This is a genomic window from Streptomyces sp. NPDC043427 (genome assembly GCF_056436655.1).
On sequence record NZ_JBWKCC010000011.1, the window covers coordinates 35,400 to 51,224 of the forward strand.

Annotated in this window: 11 protein-coding genes; 9 read left to right on the forward strand and 2 right to left on the reverse strand. The window is 72.9% G+C overall.

Features of this window, described 5'->3' with window-relative positions; translation table 11 throughout:
• Nucleotides 1-58 precede the first annotated feature (58 nt).
• Nucleotides 59-874, forward strand: a complete 816-nt coding sequence (locus tag AC067M_RS19600; protein WP_478698255.1) for a methyltransferase domain-containing protein — start codon at nucleotides 59-61, stop codon at nucleotides 872-874.
• Nucleotides 875-934: 60 nt separating this feature from the next.
• Here the strand turns inward: AC067M_RS19600 and AC067M_RS19605 are convergent, their stop codons facing one another.
• Together AC067M_RS19605 and AC067M_RS19610 are read right to left on the reverse strand one after the other, a co-directional pair.
• Nucleotides 935-1,630 (reverse strand): alpha/beta hydrolase, encoded by a 696-nt coding sequence (locus AC067M_RS19605; protein WP_478698256.1) that lies wholly within the window; start codon nucleotides 1,628-1,630, stop codon nucleotides 935-937.
• A gap of 83 nt (nucleotides 1,631-1,713) precedes the next feature.
• The gene (locus AC067M_RS19610; RefSeq protein ID WP_478698257.1) at nucleotides 1,714-2,241 is read right to left on the reverse strand and encodes a quercetin 2,3-dioxygenase; all 528 of its coding nucleotides are present in this window, start codon (nucleotides 2,239-2,241) and stop codon (nucleotides 1,714-1,716) included.
• Between the two features lie 248 nt (nucleotides 2,242-2,489).
• Between AC067M_RS19610 and AC067M_RS19615 the strand changes: the two genes are divergently transcribed.
• The 8 genes from AC067M_RS19615 to AC067M_RS19650 all read left to right on the forward strand — a co-directional run bounded on the left by AC067M_RS19615 (nucleotide 2,490) and on the right by AC067M_RS19650 (nucleotide 15,791).
• Nucleotides 2,490-3,932 (forward strand): MFS transporter, encoded by a 1,443-nt coding sequence (locus AC067M_RS19615; protein ID WP_478698258.1) that lies wholly within the window; start codon nucleotides 2,490-2,492, stop codon nucleotides 3,930-3,932.
• 131 nt (nucleotides 3,933-4,063) lie between these two features.
• Nucleotides 4,064-5,284 carry a 3-deoxy-7-phosphoheptulonate synthase gene (locus tag AC067M_RS19620; RefSeq protein WP_478698259.1) on the forward strand — a complete coding sequence of 407 codons (1,221 nt, stop codon included), beginning with the start codon at nucleotides 4,064-4,066 and terminating at the stop codon, nucleotides 5,282-5,284.
• 184 nt (nucleotides 5,285-5,468) lie between these two features.
• Nucleotides 5,469-8,267 carry a helix-turn-helix transcriptional regulator gene (locus AC067M_RS19625; protein WP_478698260.1) on the forward strand — a complete coding sequence of 933 codons (2,799 nt, stop codon included), beginning with the start codon at nucleotides 5,469-5,471 and terminating at the stop codon, nucleotides 8,265-8,267.
• Between the two features lie 965 nt (nucleotides 8,268-9,232).
• Nucleotides 9,233-10,834, forward strand: coding sequence for an FAD-dependent monooxygenase (locus AC067M_RS19630; protein ID WP_478698261.1), 1,602 nt, complete (start codon nucleotides 9,233-9,235; stop codon nucleotides 10,832-10,834).
• Nucleotides 10,835-10,892: 58 nt separating this feature from the next.
• Nucleotides 10,893-11,495 (forward strand): malonic semialdehyde reductase, encoded by a 603-nt coding sequence (locus AC067M_RS19635; RefSeq protein WP_478698262.1) that lies wholly within the window; start codon nucleotides 10,893-10,895, stop codon nucleotides 11,493-11,495.
• 201 nt (nucleotides 11,496-11,696) lie between these two features.
• Nucleotides 11,697-13,634 carry an anthranilate synthase family protein gene (locus AC067M_RS19640; RefSeq protein WP_478698263.1) on the forward strand — a complete coding sequence of 646 codons (1,938 nt, stop codon included), beginning with the start codon at nucleotides 11,697-11,699 and terminating at the stop codon, nucleotides 13,632-13,634.
• Nucleotides 13,635-13,689: 55 nt separating this feature from the next.
• The gene (locus AC067M_RS19645; protein WP_478698264.1) at nucleotides 13,690-14,421 is read left to right on the forward strand and encodes a DsbA family oxidoreductase; all 732 of its coding nucleotides are present in this window, start codon (nucleotides 13,690-13,692) and stop codon (nucleotides 14,419-14,421) included.
• 122 nt (nucleotides 14,422-14,543) lie between these two features.
• The gene (locus tag AC067M_RS19650) at nucleotides 14,544-15,791 is read left to right on the forward strand and encodes an aspartate kinase (RefSeq protein WP_478698265.1); all 1,248 of its coding nucleotides are present in this window, start codon (nucleotides 14,544-14,546) and stop codon (nucleotides 15,789-15,791) included.
• Nucleotides 15,792-15,825: the final 34 nt, after the last annotated feature.

Here is a 15,825-nt window from a genome sequence, read left to right on the forward strand (position 1 = left end):
GGGGGCCCGCGACGCGAGGCTGGCTGCATCGGGCCGTTCAAGGGGAGGCTGGCTGATCATGACCACGGCTACGGGGAACGTCACGTACTTCACCACGGTGGACGGTGCGCCCGACGCGTCCTGGTTCATCGAATTCATGGATGTCGCCAACGCTCTGCCGGAGTACCGGCGCATCCGTCAGACCCTCGCCGACCAGCTCGGCGACCTCACCGGAGCGTCCGTCCTCGACGTCGGATGCGGCACCGGGGACGACGCCCGCGAACTGGCCGCGCTCGTCGGCGCCGACGGAAAGGTCGTCGGAACCGACCTCAGCGAGGCCATGATCCAGGAGGCGCGACGGCGCGGCGAGGGCTCGGCCCTGCCCGTCGAGTTCCGCACGAGCGACGCGGGAGGACTCGACTTCGCCGACGGGGCCTTCGACGCCGCCCGCGCCAAGCTGGTGCTGATGCACTGCGCGGACATCGGGACGGCGGCCGCCGAACTGCTCCGCGTGGTCCGTCCCGGCGGCCGGGTCGCCGTGTTCGACTACGACTTCGAGTCCACCATCGTCGACCACCCGGACGTGTCCGCCACCCGCGAGGTGGTCCGCTGCTGCGCCGACGGGCACCCCAACAAGTGGAGCGGCCGCCAGCTCGCCCGTCGGTTCCTGGACCTGGGCGCCCGCGAGGTGTCCGTGACACCGCACACCGTGGTCATGCCGCTCGCCTTCTTCCGACGGTCGGTCGGCGGCAGGCTCGCCGCCGCACAGGCGGACGGGAAGCTCGCGATGACGGCGGAGGAGCTCGACGCCTGGTGGCAGACGCTGGCCGAGGCCGACGCCAGGGGCCGGTTCTTCGCCTCCCTGACGGGATTCGCGCTCGGCGCGACCCGCTGAGCAGCCGGTGACGACGGTGGGCCCCCGCCGGGGCGGGGGCCCACCGTCGTCAGTCGGGATTCAGATCCGTTCGAGGAGCAGATCCGCGAGCCGGTCCGGCTGCGACAGGAACGGCGAGTGCCCGCTGCGCAGTTCGACGACCTCACAGCCCGCCATGGCGGCCATCCGGCGCTGCCCGTCCGGCGCGATGGCACGGTCCTCGGTGCACACGATGTACGTGGAGGGCAGCTGCCGCCACGCGGTCACCCGCACCTCCTGCTGGAAGGAGACCGCGGACTGCGGCGCGAGCTGGCTCTCGGCCTTGGCCGCGACGTCCGGCGGGCAGTCGCTGTAGAACAGCTTCTCGCCCCAGCCCGGGGCGACGGACATCAGCCCGTCGGCACGGTGGATCCACGGGGCGTTCCCACCCCCGGTGATCTTGACCATCGAATCGCCGGCGCCGGGCAGGAATGCGGAGAGGTAGATCAACCGCGTGACGTTGTCGAGTCCCTCGGCGCCCTCGGTGACCACCAGTCCGCCGTACGAGTGGCCCAGCAGCACCACGGGCCCGTCCACCGCCCGCACCGTACGGCGCAGCAGCTCCACATCGGAGCGCAGGTCGCCCACGACGGCTCCCCGCGCGCCGTGGCTGGTCAAATCGAGGGCGTGGACGGGTACGTGGCGTTCGCGCAGCTCGGCCTCGAACGCCGACCAGCACCACGCGCCGTGCCATGCTCCGTGGACGAGGACGACGGTGGGGGTGAGCGGATTGGGCACAGCGCCTCCTGTTGCTCGGTTGGGGGTGACCGGTAGGGGAGCGGAGCTCCCGCGACCGGTGGGAACGGGGCCGGGAGCCGGGATCAGCCGTAGAACCGCGCGACCGCGGCCTCGGCCCTGCGGACGTCCTCCGTGGTCAACCGGGGCGCGGGTGCGTCGGCCTCGGCCGGCCGGCTGATCTCGATGAAGAACCGCTCGTGGCCGCCGGGGGTGTAGACGCGGATCATGCGGGCGGTCTGGGTGCCCCGGTTCTTCCAGATGTGCGGCGTGCCGCGCGGCACGAACGCGTAGTCGCCCGGCCCCAGGACGAACGCCTTGCCGCCGGCACGCACCTCGAACTCCCCGTCGAGCACGTAGAAGGACTCGTCCGCGTCGTGGTGCATGTGCTCCGGCGGGCCGTTCCCCGGCGGCACGACGGTGTCGACGACGGCCAGCGCGCCGTCGGTGTTGTCCGCGGTCGCAAGAAACGTGTACGTGGACATCTCCGGGCCCTCCCCGTCGACCAGGTCGGCCGGCGGTTCCTCGGGCACCCACAGCGCGATTCCCTCCCCCTTCGGCACGTACAGCACCTCCGGTTCGGTCTTCGTCCGGGAGTCGTTTTCGGAATTCATCGTCACCACCTCTGAAAGCTGCCAGGAATGTGTCGGCCTGTCCGCAGCCCAAGCGTCGCGTGGCCTCGCACCGCGGGACATCCCCGGTTCACGCGATATTCGCGGCACACCCCGGCCGCCCGCACCCATCACGTGAAGACGTGATGTCCCTTGACGGCGGACGCCGACACCCTTGAACGATCGACGGACTGTGCGGTTGGACGGGGCTGCGATCGGCGCGTCCCGCGCGGACAGGGGGAGCTTGCGCGATGACACAAACCGAGTTCGACCGGGCGGGGACGGACCCCGCGGGGCACAGCAGGTGGGCGATCTTCTCGCTGCTCGTGGTGGCGCAGTTCATGGTCGTCCTCGACACCAGCGTGGTCTACGTGGCGCTGCCGTCGATCCAGAGCGACCTGGGTTTCTCGGCGGCGGGCCTGGCCTGGGTGATGGACGCCTACATGCTGGCCTTCGGAGGGCTCATGCTGCTGGGCGGACGGGCCGCCGACCTGCTGGGCCGGCGCCAGGTGCTGATCGCCGGACTGCTGCTGTTCGCGGCGGCCTCGCTCGCCTGCGGGCTGTCCCTCGACGCCTGGCAGCTCGTCGCGGCCCGCGCGGCCCAGGGACTCGGCGCCGCCGTGGTCTCCCCGGCGGCGATGGCCCTGGTCACCGACATTTTCGACGAGGGCCCCGACCGCTTCAAGGCCCTCGGCATCTTCGGCGGCATCGGCGGCCTGGCGGGGGCCACCGGCGTGATGCTCGGCGGACTGCTGACCGCGGTCGCCTGGCAGCTGGCGTTCCTGATCAACGTACCGATCGTCCTGGCCCTGCTGATCGTGGGCCGGCGCATGCTGCCCGCGGGATCTCCGACCGCCCAGGGCGGCGTCGACGTGGCGGGGGCGCTGGTGGGCACCGGCGGGCTGTGCGCCCTGGTCTACGCGGTCGTGCACGGCGGCAGCGTCGGCTGGACGTCGGGCGGCACCCTCACGGCGTTCGCCTGCTCGGCGGTGCTGCTCGCCGTGTTCGTGGTCCGGCAGCTCAAGGCCGCGGCGCCGCTCGTGCCCCGGCTGCTGTTCCGGGCCCGCAACGTGGTGCTGGGCAACGCCGCCAACGCCGCGACCGGCGCGCTGATGTTCGGCGTGTTCTTCCTGATCACGCTCTACCTCCAGCAGGTGCGCGACTACAGCCCCCTGCAGGCGGCGGTCCGCACGGTGCCGGTCAGCGTGGCGATCTTCGCCGGCTCGCAGATCACCTTCCGGCTCTTCGCCCGGATCAGCCCGGTCAGCGCCCTGGCCGGTGCCGCGGGCGTACAGGCCGCGGCGCTGGCCTGGTGGGCCGCGGCCCACGACGCCCACGCCGGGATCCTGGTCACGTTCGTGTTGCCCGGCACCCTGTGGGGGCTCGGCATGGGCGGCGCGATCGTGGCGGCGTACGTGGTGTGCACGAGCGGCCTGCACGGCGCCGTCCAGGGCGCGGCCTCGGGCCTGGTCAACACCACGCTGCAGATCGGCGGCGCGGTCGGAGTGGCGGTGCTGGGGACGGTCGCCGACAGCCGTACGGCCGCCGCCGTCGCGGAGCACGCCGGGGACCCGGCGGGGGCCATGGCGTCCGGGCAGGCGTACGCGCTGGCCGTCGCGGCGGCGCTGGCTCTCGTGACGGTGCCTCTGATGCTGTGGCTGCGTGCCTCGTGGCGGCCGGGCGCGGACCACTGAGCGAGGTCGCGCGATTCCCTTACCCATTCGAGTAGTCCCCCCGTGACGGTCACTCAACTACGTTTGGGTGCGAAGGCGGCAGCGGTGTTCGCGCACCTTCGGAGCATGCTGTTCAAACGGGGGGAACGACGATGTTCAGTAAAACCGAGCAGGAAATCTCAGGGCGATTCGATTCCCGTATTTCGCGGAGTGAACTCGCCTACTGGAAGGCGATTCCGGCGGGGCAACAGCCCGACTGGGGAGACGAATGGCTGATCGGCAATGTGCGTGCCGATCTGGCCGGACTGCCGCCGCTCGTGCGCTGGGACGAGGTCCAGGCACTGAGGATCGTCCTGGCCCGGGCGGCCGCGGGCGAACTGCACCTCGTCCAGGCGGGCGACTGCGCCGAGGACCCGGCCGAGTGCGCCCCGGACCCCCTGGACCGCAAGGTCGCCCAGCTCGCCGCGCTGGCCGACGTGATGCGCCTCGGCACGGGAACGCCGGTGGCCACGGTCGGCCGTATCGCCGGACAGTTCGCCAAACCGAGGTCACGGCCCACGGAACGCCACGGCGACACCGAACTCCCCGCGTTCCGCGGGCTGTTGGTGAACAGCCCGGAGCCCGACGCGGACAGCCGCCGTCCCGACCCGCTGCGGCTCCTGGCCTGCTACCGGGCCGCGGAGGCGGCGACGGCCCACCTGCGCTCCGTCGTACCGGCGGTACCGGACCGGTCGGCCGTGTGGACCAGCCACGAGGCACTGGTGCTCGACTACGAAGTGCCACTCCTGCGCCGCGACGGCGACGGGCGCCTGCTGCTCACCTCCACCCACTGGCCGTGGATCGGTGAGCGTACCCGCGACCCGCACCAGGCCCACGTGAGCCTGCTGGCCGCCGTGAGCAACCCGGTGGCCTGCAAGGTGGGGCCCTCGATCGGCGCGGACGAACTCGTGGCGCTGTGCGAGCGACTGGACCCCGAGCGGGAGCCCGGCCGGCTCACGCTCATCGCCCGCATCGGCGCGACCCTGACGGCCGAGCGGCTTCCCCGCCTGGTGGCCGCCGTCCGGTCCGCCGGACACCCCGTGCTGTGGATGTGCGACCCCATGCACGCCAACACCGAGACCACGGCGGACGGCCGCAAGACCCGGCTGCTGCGCACCATCCTGCGTGAGGTACGCGACTTCAGGGCGGCCGTGACGGCGGAGGGCGGCGTGGCCGCGGGGCTGCACCTGGAGACGACGCCCGACCCGGTCACCGAATGCGTGGCCGACGAGTCCGCGTACGCGCGGGTCGGCGAGAACGGCTACACCACGCTGTGCGACCCCAGGCTCAACCACGAGCAGGCGCTGGCCGTGGCGGCCGCGTGGGGACGGTGATGCGGTGTCGTGGCGCGGGCGGGCGTGCGGGGACGGTGGTTCCGTGTCGCGACGCGCCCGGAGTCGGCTCATCGGACCTGCCCCCGGGAGCGCCGACGGACGGTAGTCTCGGGGCCCGCCCCGGCTCCGCCTCGTCGGCACAGGGGGCGGACCGCGCGTACACGGGGGAGCTCAGGGGGTTGCCGTGCGGCTGACCGGCGCCGAGTTGGTGGGCAGGGAGAGCAACCTCGCCACGTTGTCCGAGGCGCTCGCCGTCACCGCCGAGGGCGGCGGAGTCTGCGCGGTCGTCGAGGGGCCGGCCGGGATCGGCAAGAGCCGGCTGCTGGCGGCGGTCGCCGAGGAGGCCCGGGCGCGCGGCATGGCCGTCGTGGCGGCGCGCCCCGCCGAACTCGACCGGATCGCACCGCTCAGCGCCCTGCTGCGCGCGTTACGGGCGGGAGACCCACCGGTCCTCGACGAGGCCGCGGTCGCCGAACTGGCCCGCCAGGAGAGCAGCCGGTTCTGGCTCCTCGACCGGCTGGGCGAGCTGATCGAGGCGTACGCGACCCGGCGACCGCTGGTGATCTCCCTCGACGACACCCAGTGGGCCGACGAACTCACCGCGCTCGCCCTGCGCACCCTGGTGCCCGCGCTGAGCGGTTCACCCGTGCTGTGGCTCATCGCCCGCCGCCCGGCCGTGGCCGCGACGCCCGCGCAGGACGCGGTCGACTGGCTGTTGGCGGAGGGCGCGCGGCCCGTCCTCGTCGAGCCGCTGTCCGAGCCGGACGTCCGGCGGTTCTGCAGTACGGCGCTCGCCGCCACGCCCGACGCGGCGGTGCTCGCGCTGGCCGAGCGCAGCGGGGGCAACCCGTTCCTCCTCGAGCAACTGCTCAGCACCCTGGTGGCGGAGGGGCGTGTGGTCGTGGAGGACGACACCGCCAGCGTCATCGAGGGGGACCTGCCCGACCGTCTGCTGAACGCCGTGAACCGGCGGCTGCGCGACGTCACCCCCACCGCCCGCCGCCTGCTCGACGTGGCGTCGGTGTTCGTCCGCCCCTTCACCCTGCACGAGGCGGCGGGAGTGGCCGGGGTACCGGCCGTCCAACTCGTCGCCGCGGCCGATGAGATGGTACGGGCCGGTGTGCTCGTGGACTCCGGGTCCGAGCTGGCCTTCGGCCACGACATCACCCGGGAGGCCGTCTACCAGGCGCTCTCCGGACCCGTACGGCACGCCCTGCACCGGGAGGCGGCGATCGTGCTCCAGCGCGAGGGCCGCCCGGCGGTGGACATCGCCGAACATGTGCTGCGCAGCGCCCGCAAGGGGGACCAGCGGGCCGTGCAGGTGCTGCGCGAGGCGGCCGCGGCCATCGCGCAGAAGGCACCGGACACCGCCGCCGACCTGCTGCTGCGCACGCTCGACCTACTGCCGGACGAGGACCCGCACCGGCCCCGCGTCCTCGCCGACGCGGTACGTCTGCTCGCGTCCGTGGGCCGCCTGGTCCAGGCCCGGGAACTCGGTGACGCCGCCCTGCGGGACGGACTGGACGCCGAGACCGAGGCGGCGATCCTGCTCGGCCTCGCCGAGGCGCAGAAACACGCCGGTGAGGACTCGGCGGTGGTGGAGTCGACGGCGCGTGCGCTGGGCCGACCCGGTGTCCCCGACGCACGGCGCGCGCAGCTGCTGGCGATCCGCGCACACGGTCTGCTGTTCGTCGACGACATGGACGGCGCGGACCGGGCGGGTGAGGAGGCGGCGCGGCTGGGCGCGGCGGTCGGCGAGGACGCCGCCGTCGTCTTCGGCGATGTCGCCCGCAGCGTGGTGGCCAGGTCCCGCGGGCAGTTGAGCGAGGCGGTCCGGCTCTGCCGGGAGGCCGTGCGCCGGGCCGAGGCGGCCGGCGGCGAGGCACGCGGCCGCCACCCGGCGCTCTGGCTCGGACGGGCCCTCGTCGCGGCCGACCGGTTCACCGAGGCGGACGCCGTGTACGAGATCGGCGAGCGGGAGGCCGAGGACCTGGGCACCGCCTGGTCACAGCCGCTGTGGCACTTCTACCGGGCGGAACTCAGACTCGCCGCGGGCCGCCTGGACGACGCCGAGGCCGAGGCGGAGGCGGGTCTGTCGGTCACCGAGCGGCTCGCGGCACGGGCCCTCGCGGTGCCGCTGCTCGGGAAGGCCGCCGAGGTGGCCCTGTGCCGCGACGACCTCGCCGGGGCCGTGGCCCACCTCGACCGCGCACGCTCTCTCCTGGCCGAGGGCATCGGCGCCATGCCGGAGGACCTCGACTGGGCGACCGCCCTCGTGCACGACGCGGGCGGCGACGGCGAGGCCGCGCTGCGCGTGCTCAAGGGGCACTTCATGGCGCTGCCCGAGCGGATGGCACTGCTGGTCCAGGAACCCGCGGCCGCACCGCAGATGGTCCGCCTGGCCCTGCGGGGAGGCGCCCGGCAGTGGGCGCGGGCCGCGGCCGGGGCGAGCAGGCTCCTGGCGGAACGCAACCCCGGGGTGGCGTCGCTCGCGGGTGCCGCCGCGCACGCCGAGGGCCTCCTCAACGGCGACCGCGGCGCACTGCGGCGAGCCGTCGACGCCTACCGCACCGGCCCGCGCCCGCTCGCCCGCGCGTCGGCCCTTGAGGACACGGCACAGGCGGAGAAGGCGACCGGACGCCGCGCCGACGCGGTGACCCTCCTGGAGGAGGCACTCGAGGTCTACGAGCGCTGCGCCGCCCCACGCGAACGCGCCCGCGTCCTGCGCGCCTTGCGCGGCCTCGGCATCCGCCGCCGCTCCCTGTCCCACCAGGCCCCGGCGAGAACCGGCTGGGAGAGCCTGACCGAGGCGGAGCTGAGAGTCGTCCGCCTGGTCGCCGAGGGTCTCACCAACCGCGCCACCGCCGCCCGTCTCTTCCTCTCCCCCCACACCGTCGACACCCACCTCCGCCACGCCTTCGCCAAGCTCGGCGTATCCAGCAGGGTGGAACTCACGCGACGCGTACTGCGCGAGGGGGCGTAGCGCTCCACGGGAGGGCTGGAACGGGGGTACGGGGCGCAGGACGGTGGGGCTTGAGGTGCCTGCGCAGGTGGAGTGTGGGCTCGGGACGGGGCCGGGTGGCTCTGAGCGGGCGCGTGGCTCGGCGTTGGCCGGGTGGCTCCGGGCGGGTGGCTCCGAACGGGTGCATGGGCGCGGGGCCGCGTGGCCCAGTGGTTCGCCTGGCTCCCTCGCGGGGTGCGTTTCCGGGTGGGGCGCTTGGCTCCCAGTGGTTCGCCTGGCTCCCTTGCGGGGTGCGTTTTCGGGTGGGGCGCTTGGGTTATGGCGGGCGGCCCACTGGGCGAGGCCCCACAGGACGGGCGTGGACGGGACGCCGAGTGCGAGCGCGGGCGGGGTGCGGCCCAGCGATAGCCCGCGAGGGCGTCGGCGGCCAGAGCGCACAGGGCGAAGGCGACCGTGGTGGGGCCGTTGGCGTGGAAGGTCCACCCGTCCCCGGCGGTTCGCGTGGCTCCGGGCGCGTCGAGCGGGTCCCTGGCGAGCCGCACACTCCCCACTTTCACGTGTTTCCCTGGCGGTTCGTGTGGCTTGGGGCCGGTTGGGTTTCCCTGGCGGTTCGCGTGGTTTGAGGCCGGTAGTGCCTCCCCGGCGCTTCGCGTGGCTCGGGGCCGACCGTGTCTCCCCGGCGGGGCGCGATCCCCCCGGCGATCCGCGCGACGCCCGGCCTTTCGCGTGTCCCCGGGATCCGCATGGCCGCTCTGCCGTCGCGCGACTCCCGCCCCGCCCGCCGACCTGATCGTCCGAGCGGAAACGGCTCGCCCCCCACGTGCACGCCGGCGCCGCCCTCGCAGTATCACGCGAAGACGTGATGCCCGTGCGCCGCGCCGACTGACACGCTGCTGAGCGGACGGGCCGCCGCCGGGCCGTGGGGGGTCGGCGGCGGCCGGGGCCGCGAGGGAGCGGGGGAGCCCGCGCCGCACGGGGGGCCGTATATGAGTGTCGAGACAGCGGGTGGGGTCGAGGTGCCGGTTCTGGTGGTGGGGGCGGGGCCGGTGGGGGCCACCCTGGCGCTGGAGCTGGCGTACCACGGCGTGGCGAGCGTCGTCGTCGAGCGCTCGCCGCGGGCGTCGCGGCATCCGAAGATGGACTTCGTCAACGCCCGCAGCATGGAGCTGCTTCGGCGGCTCGGACTGGCCGACGCCGTCCGCGAGTTGGGCGTTCCGTCGGACCACGCGTTCAACTTCCTGTGGACGCGGGGCTTCGACGAGGCGCCCGTCGACGAGTGGACGTACCCCTCGGTCGATGAGCTGCGTGACCGGATGGCGGCGGTCAATGACGGCTCCATGCCGCGTGAGCCGTACCAGCGGGTGCTCGGCTCGCTGCTGGAGGAACTGGGGCGCCGGCGCTGCCGGGAAGACGCACGTGTCGACCTGCGGGAGGGCTGGACCTTCGAGTCGCTGACGCAGGACGAGTCCGGGGTGAGCGCGCAGGTGGTGGAGACGGCCAGCGGCCGTCGCCACCACATCCGCGCCCGTTACCTGGTCGGCTGCGACGGCGCGGGCAGCGCGGTGGGCCGCGCCGTGGGCATCCCCGCGGACGAACTGGGGCCGCGGGCACAGCACTGCGATGTGTACTTCCGCAGCACCGACCCGGCGCTGCACCGCCACGGCCGGTTCTTCCTGGCCGTCTCCGCACGGGGACTGACCCTGGTGTCCCGGGACGGCTCGCGCACCTGGACCGGCACCTTCCCGCTCACCGGCGAAGAGGGGCCGGACCTGGACCCGCCGACGGTGATCCGCGAGCGACTCGGGGTCGACTTCGTGATCGACGAGGTCCTCACGACCGCCCACTGGGAGGGTCGCCTCGCCGTCGCGCGACGCTACGCCGAGGGCTCGGTGTTCCTCGCCGGGGACGCGGCGCACCAGTTCTTCCCCACGGGCGGACACGGCGCCAACACGGGGCTCGGTGACGCCGTCGACCTGGGCTGGAAGCTCGCCGCCGTCCTCAACGGCTGGGGCGGCACGGGGCTGTTGGACAGCTACGAGGCCGAACGCAGGCCCGTCGCCCTGTTCAACCGGGAGATGTGCTTCAACCTCCTCGAGGTGTGGCGGCGCTTCCCGGCGCTGCACGCCGGCGGCGCGAGCCGGCCCCAGCTGGCCGGCTTCCTGGAGCACGAGCGCTACCAGATCAGCAACATCGGGATCCATTTCGGATACCGGTACGACACCTCACCGGTGGTCTGCCACGAGGACGGCCCGCAACCCGCCTGGGAATGGCAGCGGATCGTCCCGACCACCTGGCCGGGGTCCCGGCTGCCCAGCGTCCGCCTCGGTGACGGCGCCGAACTCTTCGACCTGCTGGGCCGCGAGCTGACCCTGCTGGACGCCTCCGGCTGCGACGCCGGCAAGCCGCTCGCCGACGAGGCGGCGCAGCGGGGCCTCCCGCTCACCCTGCTCACCGTCGACGACGCCGACGTCAGGACAGTCCTGGAGCGCGACCTCGTCCTCGTGCGCCCCGACCACCACGTGGCGTGGCGCGGCGACAGCGCGCCCCCGGACTGCGCCTCGGTGCTCGGTCGGGTCAGCGGACGCTGAGGACCGGCCGGTTCGACCGTACGCACGAACACCTCTCGGATTCACGAAGGGAACCGACATGACCACCGACCACTTGGTGATCGACAAGACCGCGCAGGACGTGCTGTTCCGCGAGGCACGCACCGCCAACGCCTTCACCGACGAGCCGGTGACCGACGAGCAGGTCCGCGCTCTGCACGACCTCGTCAAGTGGGGGCCGACCGCGTTCAACCAGCAGCCGCTGCGCGTGGTGCTGGTGCGCTCGGAGGAGGCGCGTAACCGCCTGGTGCCGCTGATGTGGGAGAACAACCAGGAGAAGACGCGCAACGCCCCGCTCGTGGCGATACTCGCCGCGGACACCGCGTTCCACGAGAACCTGCCCGCCCTGTTCCCGGCGTTCCCACAGGCCAAGGACGTCTTCTACGCGGACCCCGCGGTCCGAGAGGAGTCGGCCCGGCTCAACGCGGCCCTGCAGATCGCCTACTTCATCATCGGCGTGCGCGCCCTCGGCCTGGCCGCGGGCCCGATGAACGGATTCCGCACCGACGCCGTCGACAAGGAGTTCTTCCCCGGCGGCGCCCACCGTTCCATGGTCGTGGTGAACATCGGCAAGCCGGCGCCCGGCGCCTGGTGGGACCGGCTTCCGCGGCTCGAAATGGAGCAGGTGTTCACGACCGTCTGAACAGCGCTCGGAAAGTCATGGGGGAGCGCCCCGGCACACAGCCGGGGCGCATTTCGTGCTGGCATTTTCCGCACGCGCGGGCCGGTTCCCGGAAAAGGCCGCTCGAATGAGTAGTTGTTACTGACGGAATGACCGACGATGATGAGGGGAGAGGGCTTTCGATTCAAGCCCGACAGCTCATTCGTGGATCGGGGGAACCACATGAGTGTCGCTCTTCTCGACCGTGTCCGGGGGCCGGAGTGCCCGCCGTTCGCCCTGCTGCACCGGCCGGAGTCCGGCGCCGCCGGACGGGTGGAAGTGCTGCTGTGCGAGGCGACGGAGGTGGCCGGCCTCGCCGACCTGCCGGTGGACGCCACCCCGGCCACGGGGCGCCAACAGCCGGGGCACGACCTGCTCGTGGCCGTTCCGTACCGGCAGATCACCGAACGGGGCTTCGACTGCCCCGACGACAAGACGCCGTTGGTCGCCCTGCGGGTGACCGAGCAGGCGGAGCTCGCGCTCGACGACTTCGTCCGGGCCGTTCCCGACGTGACCGTCACCCTGCGCGAACCCGGCTTCGACCTCGACGCCGAGGAGTACGCCGAACTCGTCCGCCGCGTCCTGGCCGACGAGATCGGCAGCGGACAGGGCGCCAACTTCGTCCTCAAGCGCTCCTTCCTCGCGACCGTCGAGGGCTACTCGACAGCCACCGCCCTCGCCGTGTTCCGCCGCCTGCTCCAGGAGGAACTCGGCGCCTACTGGACCTTCGTGGTCCACACCGGCGACCGCACCCTCGTCGGCGCCTCACCCGAGCGCCACATCAGCGTGGCCGGCGGCACGGCGACGATGAACCCCATCAGCGGCACGTACCGCTACCCGGCCGACGGCGTCACCGTCGACGGGGTGCTGGGCTTCCTCGGGGACCGCAAGGAGTCCGACGAGCTGTACATGGTGCTCGACGAGGAACTCAAGATGATGGGCCGGGTCTGCGAGCAGGGCGGGCGGGTCATCGGGCCGAGGCTGAAGGCGATGTCCCGGCTCGCGCACACCGAGTACCTCATCGAGGGCCGCACCCGGCTCGATGCCCCGACCGTCCTGCGCGAGACCATGTTCGCGCCGACCGTGACCGGGAGCCCGCTGGAGAGCGCCTGCCGCGTGATCGCCCGCTACGAGCCCGCCGGCCGCGGCTACTACAGCGGCGCCCTCGCGCTCATCGGCCGCGACGCCGCGGGACGCCGTACGCTCGACTCGGCCATCGTGATCAGGACCGCAGACATCGACCCCGCGGGACGGCTCAGGCTCGACGTCGGCGCGACGTTGGTACGTCACTCCGACCCCCGCTCGGAGGCCGAGGAGACCCGCGCCAAGGCGGAGGGCATGCTCGCGGCGTTCGGCTTCCGGCCGGCCGGCGAGAGTGGCCGCGTCGCGACCGCGGCCGTCCGCACCGGCGAGGAGTGGGCAGCGGCGCCCGCCGTCCGCGAAGCGCTCCACGCACGCAACCACGGCCTCGCCCGCTTCTGGCTCGACCCCGGGAGCGGCCCCGCGGCCGGGCCGGGACCGGCCGGCGGCCGCCGGGCCCTCGTCATCGACTGCGAGGACACCTTCACCTCGATGCTCGCCCACCAACTCGGCTCGCTCGGGCTCGAGGTGGAGGTCGTGCGCTACGACGAACAGCCCCGCACCAGCGGCCACGACCTGGTGGTGCTCGGCCCCGGGCCGGGTGACCCGCGCGACCACGGGCACCCCAAGATCCGGGCGATGCGCCGACTGGCGGCGCGCGTACGGCAGGAGGGCACCCCGCTGCTGGCCGTGTGCCTCGGCCACCAGGTGCTGTCCTGCGTCCTGGGACTGGACATCGTCCGGCGGCCGGTGCCCAACCAGGGCGTGCGGTTGCCGATCGACCTGTTCGGACGTACCGAGTGGTGCGGGTTCTACAACACCTTCGCCGCGAGGAGCGTCCACGAGCGGTGGGACGCCGAAGGCCCGTGGGGCACCGTGGAGGTCTCCCGCGATCCGCTGACGGGAGAGGTCCACGCCTTACGGGGCCGTGGATTCGCCTCGCTGCAGTTCCACCCCGAGTCGGTCCTCACCGAGAACGGCGTGGAGATCCTCGGGGAACTCGTCGACGCGCTGTCGGCCGAGCCGATGCTCAAGGTGTGAGGGACGGCCGTCGCAGGAAAGCACCGAGCGCGGTAAACCAACGGGGGAGAGACAAATGGAGTTCACGGATTCCGGGGGGACCGGAACGGACACGGAGACGGAACCGCTGCTGAACGCCGACCGGCGGACGGTGACGGTGTGGTCGGACCTGGGCTGCCCCTGGGCGACCCTGGCGCTGCACACCCTGCGGGAGCGCGCCCGGGAACGCGGGCGGGACATACGGATCGACCACCGGGCCTTCCCGCTGGAACTGTTCAACCGGATGCCCACACCCAAGGGCATCCTCGACGCCGAGATCGTCACCATCGCCGGACACCGCCCGGAACTGGGCTGGCGGCTGTGGCCCGGACCGGACTCGCACTACCCGGTCACCATGCTGCCGCCGATGGAGGCCGTCCAGGCCGCCAAGTCCCCCGAGATCGGAGGCCTCCTCGCCTCCGACGAACTGGACGAGGCACTGCGCAGGGCGTTCTACGTCGAGGGCCGGTGCGTCAGCATCCACGCCGTGATCCTCGATGTCGCCGAACAGTGCGCGCACGTGAACACGGAGCAGCTGGCTGCGGCGCTCGCCCGAGGGGACGGGCGTGCCGAGGTGTACCAGCAGTGGAAGGTCGCTCAGGGGCCCGAAGTCCAGGGCAGCCCCCACCTCTTCGCGGCCGGCGGCTTCGCCGTGCACAACCCCGGCGCGACCTATCACTGGACCGCGGCACCCCCGTCAGGCTTCCCACGGCTCGACGCGTACGACCCGAAGTGGGCGGACGACCTGCTGGACCTGCTCGACCGCTGAGCCCTGTCCCAGTCATTCCCTTTTTCCGAGCAGCCCTTGGGGGCATTTTCTCTCGGACCGCCGTCCTCTTCGGTATTTCCCTTTGCCGTTTTCCCGTTGACATTCCAGTCGAGGAAAAGCAGATGCGCATTCTGGTACGCAAGTACGGGGGCACGTCGGTGGCCGACGCCGACCGAGTCCGTGACGTCGCGCGGTCGCTGGCCGAGGTGTGCCGCGACCGGCCCACCGTCGTGGTGGTGTCCGCGCAGGGCGGCACCACCGACGAACTGCTGCGGAAGGCGGCCGACGTCGGCGGGAGCGCCGCGGGCCGCGAGATCGACCAACTGCTCGCCACGGGCGAGTGCGCCTCGGCCGCACTGCTGGCCCTGGCCCTGACGGCACTGGGCATACCCGCGGTGTCCCTCACCGGTGGTCAGGCCGGCATCTCGGCGATCGGCCCCGCGGGGGAGGGCCGGATCGCCGCGGTGGCCACCGACCGCATCCGACGGCTTCTGGAGCGGGGACAGGTCGTCGTGGTCGCGGGATTCCAGGGCACCGACGCCGACGGTGACGTGCTCACCCTGGGCCGGGGCGGCTCGGACACCACCGCCGTCGCCCTGGCCACCGCCCTCGGCGCGCCCGGCTGCGAGATCTACACCGACGTGGACGGCGTCTACAGCGCGGACCCCCGCATCGTGCCGACCGCCCGGCCCCTGCCGGAGGTCGCCATCGACGTGATGGTCGAGATGGCCTTTGCCGGCGCCACGGTCCTGCACTCCCGGGCCGTGGAACTCGCCGCGGCCCGCGGCGTCGAGGTGCGGGTGCGCAGCTCCTTCCACGACGGTCCCGAAACGGTCATCCCGAAAGGAAGTGGTTCCCCCATGCTGGAGCGTTGCGGTGTCCTCGCCGTCGCCCACGATCTCGACGTCACACGGGTGCTGATCCGCTGCGACCGCACGCCTGAGGACCCCGCGGTCGCCGTGCTCGACGTCTTCGCCCGCCACCACGCCCCCGTCGACCTCGTGGCCCGCTCGGGGCCCTACGAGGACGAGTTCCGGATGGGCTTCACCATGCGCCGCAGCGACGTGGCACGCGTCGCCGCCGACCTGCACCAGGTGGTCTCCGCGGCGGGCGGATCCGTTCGCCTCGACGAGGAGGTCGCCAAGGTCTCCCTGATCGGCACCGGACTGCTCAACCGCCCCCAGTACACCGCGCAGATGCTCTCCGCCCTCGCCGACGCCGGGATCGCCACCAGCTGGGTCTCCACCTCCCAGCTGCGCACCTCGGTCACCGTGCCCGGCCACCGCGCACAGGACGCCGTGCTCCTGCTGCACAAGGAGTTCGAGCTCGACCGCGAGCCGCTCGACGCCGACTCCATGACCCACGCCTGATCCCACCTGATCCTCACCACGGAAGGAGCACCCG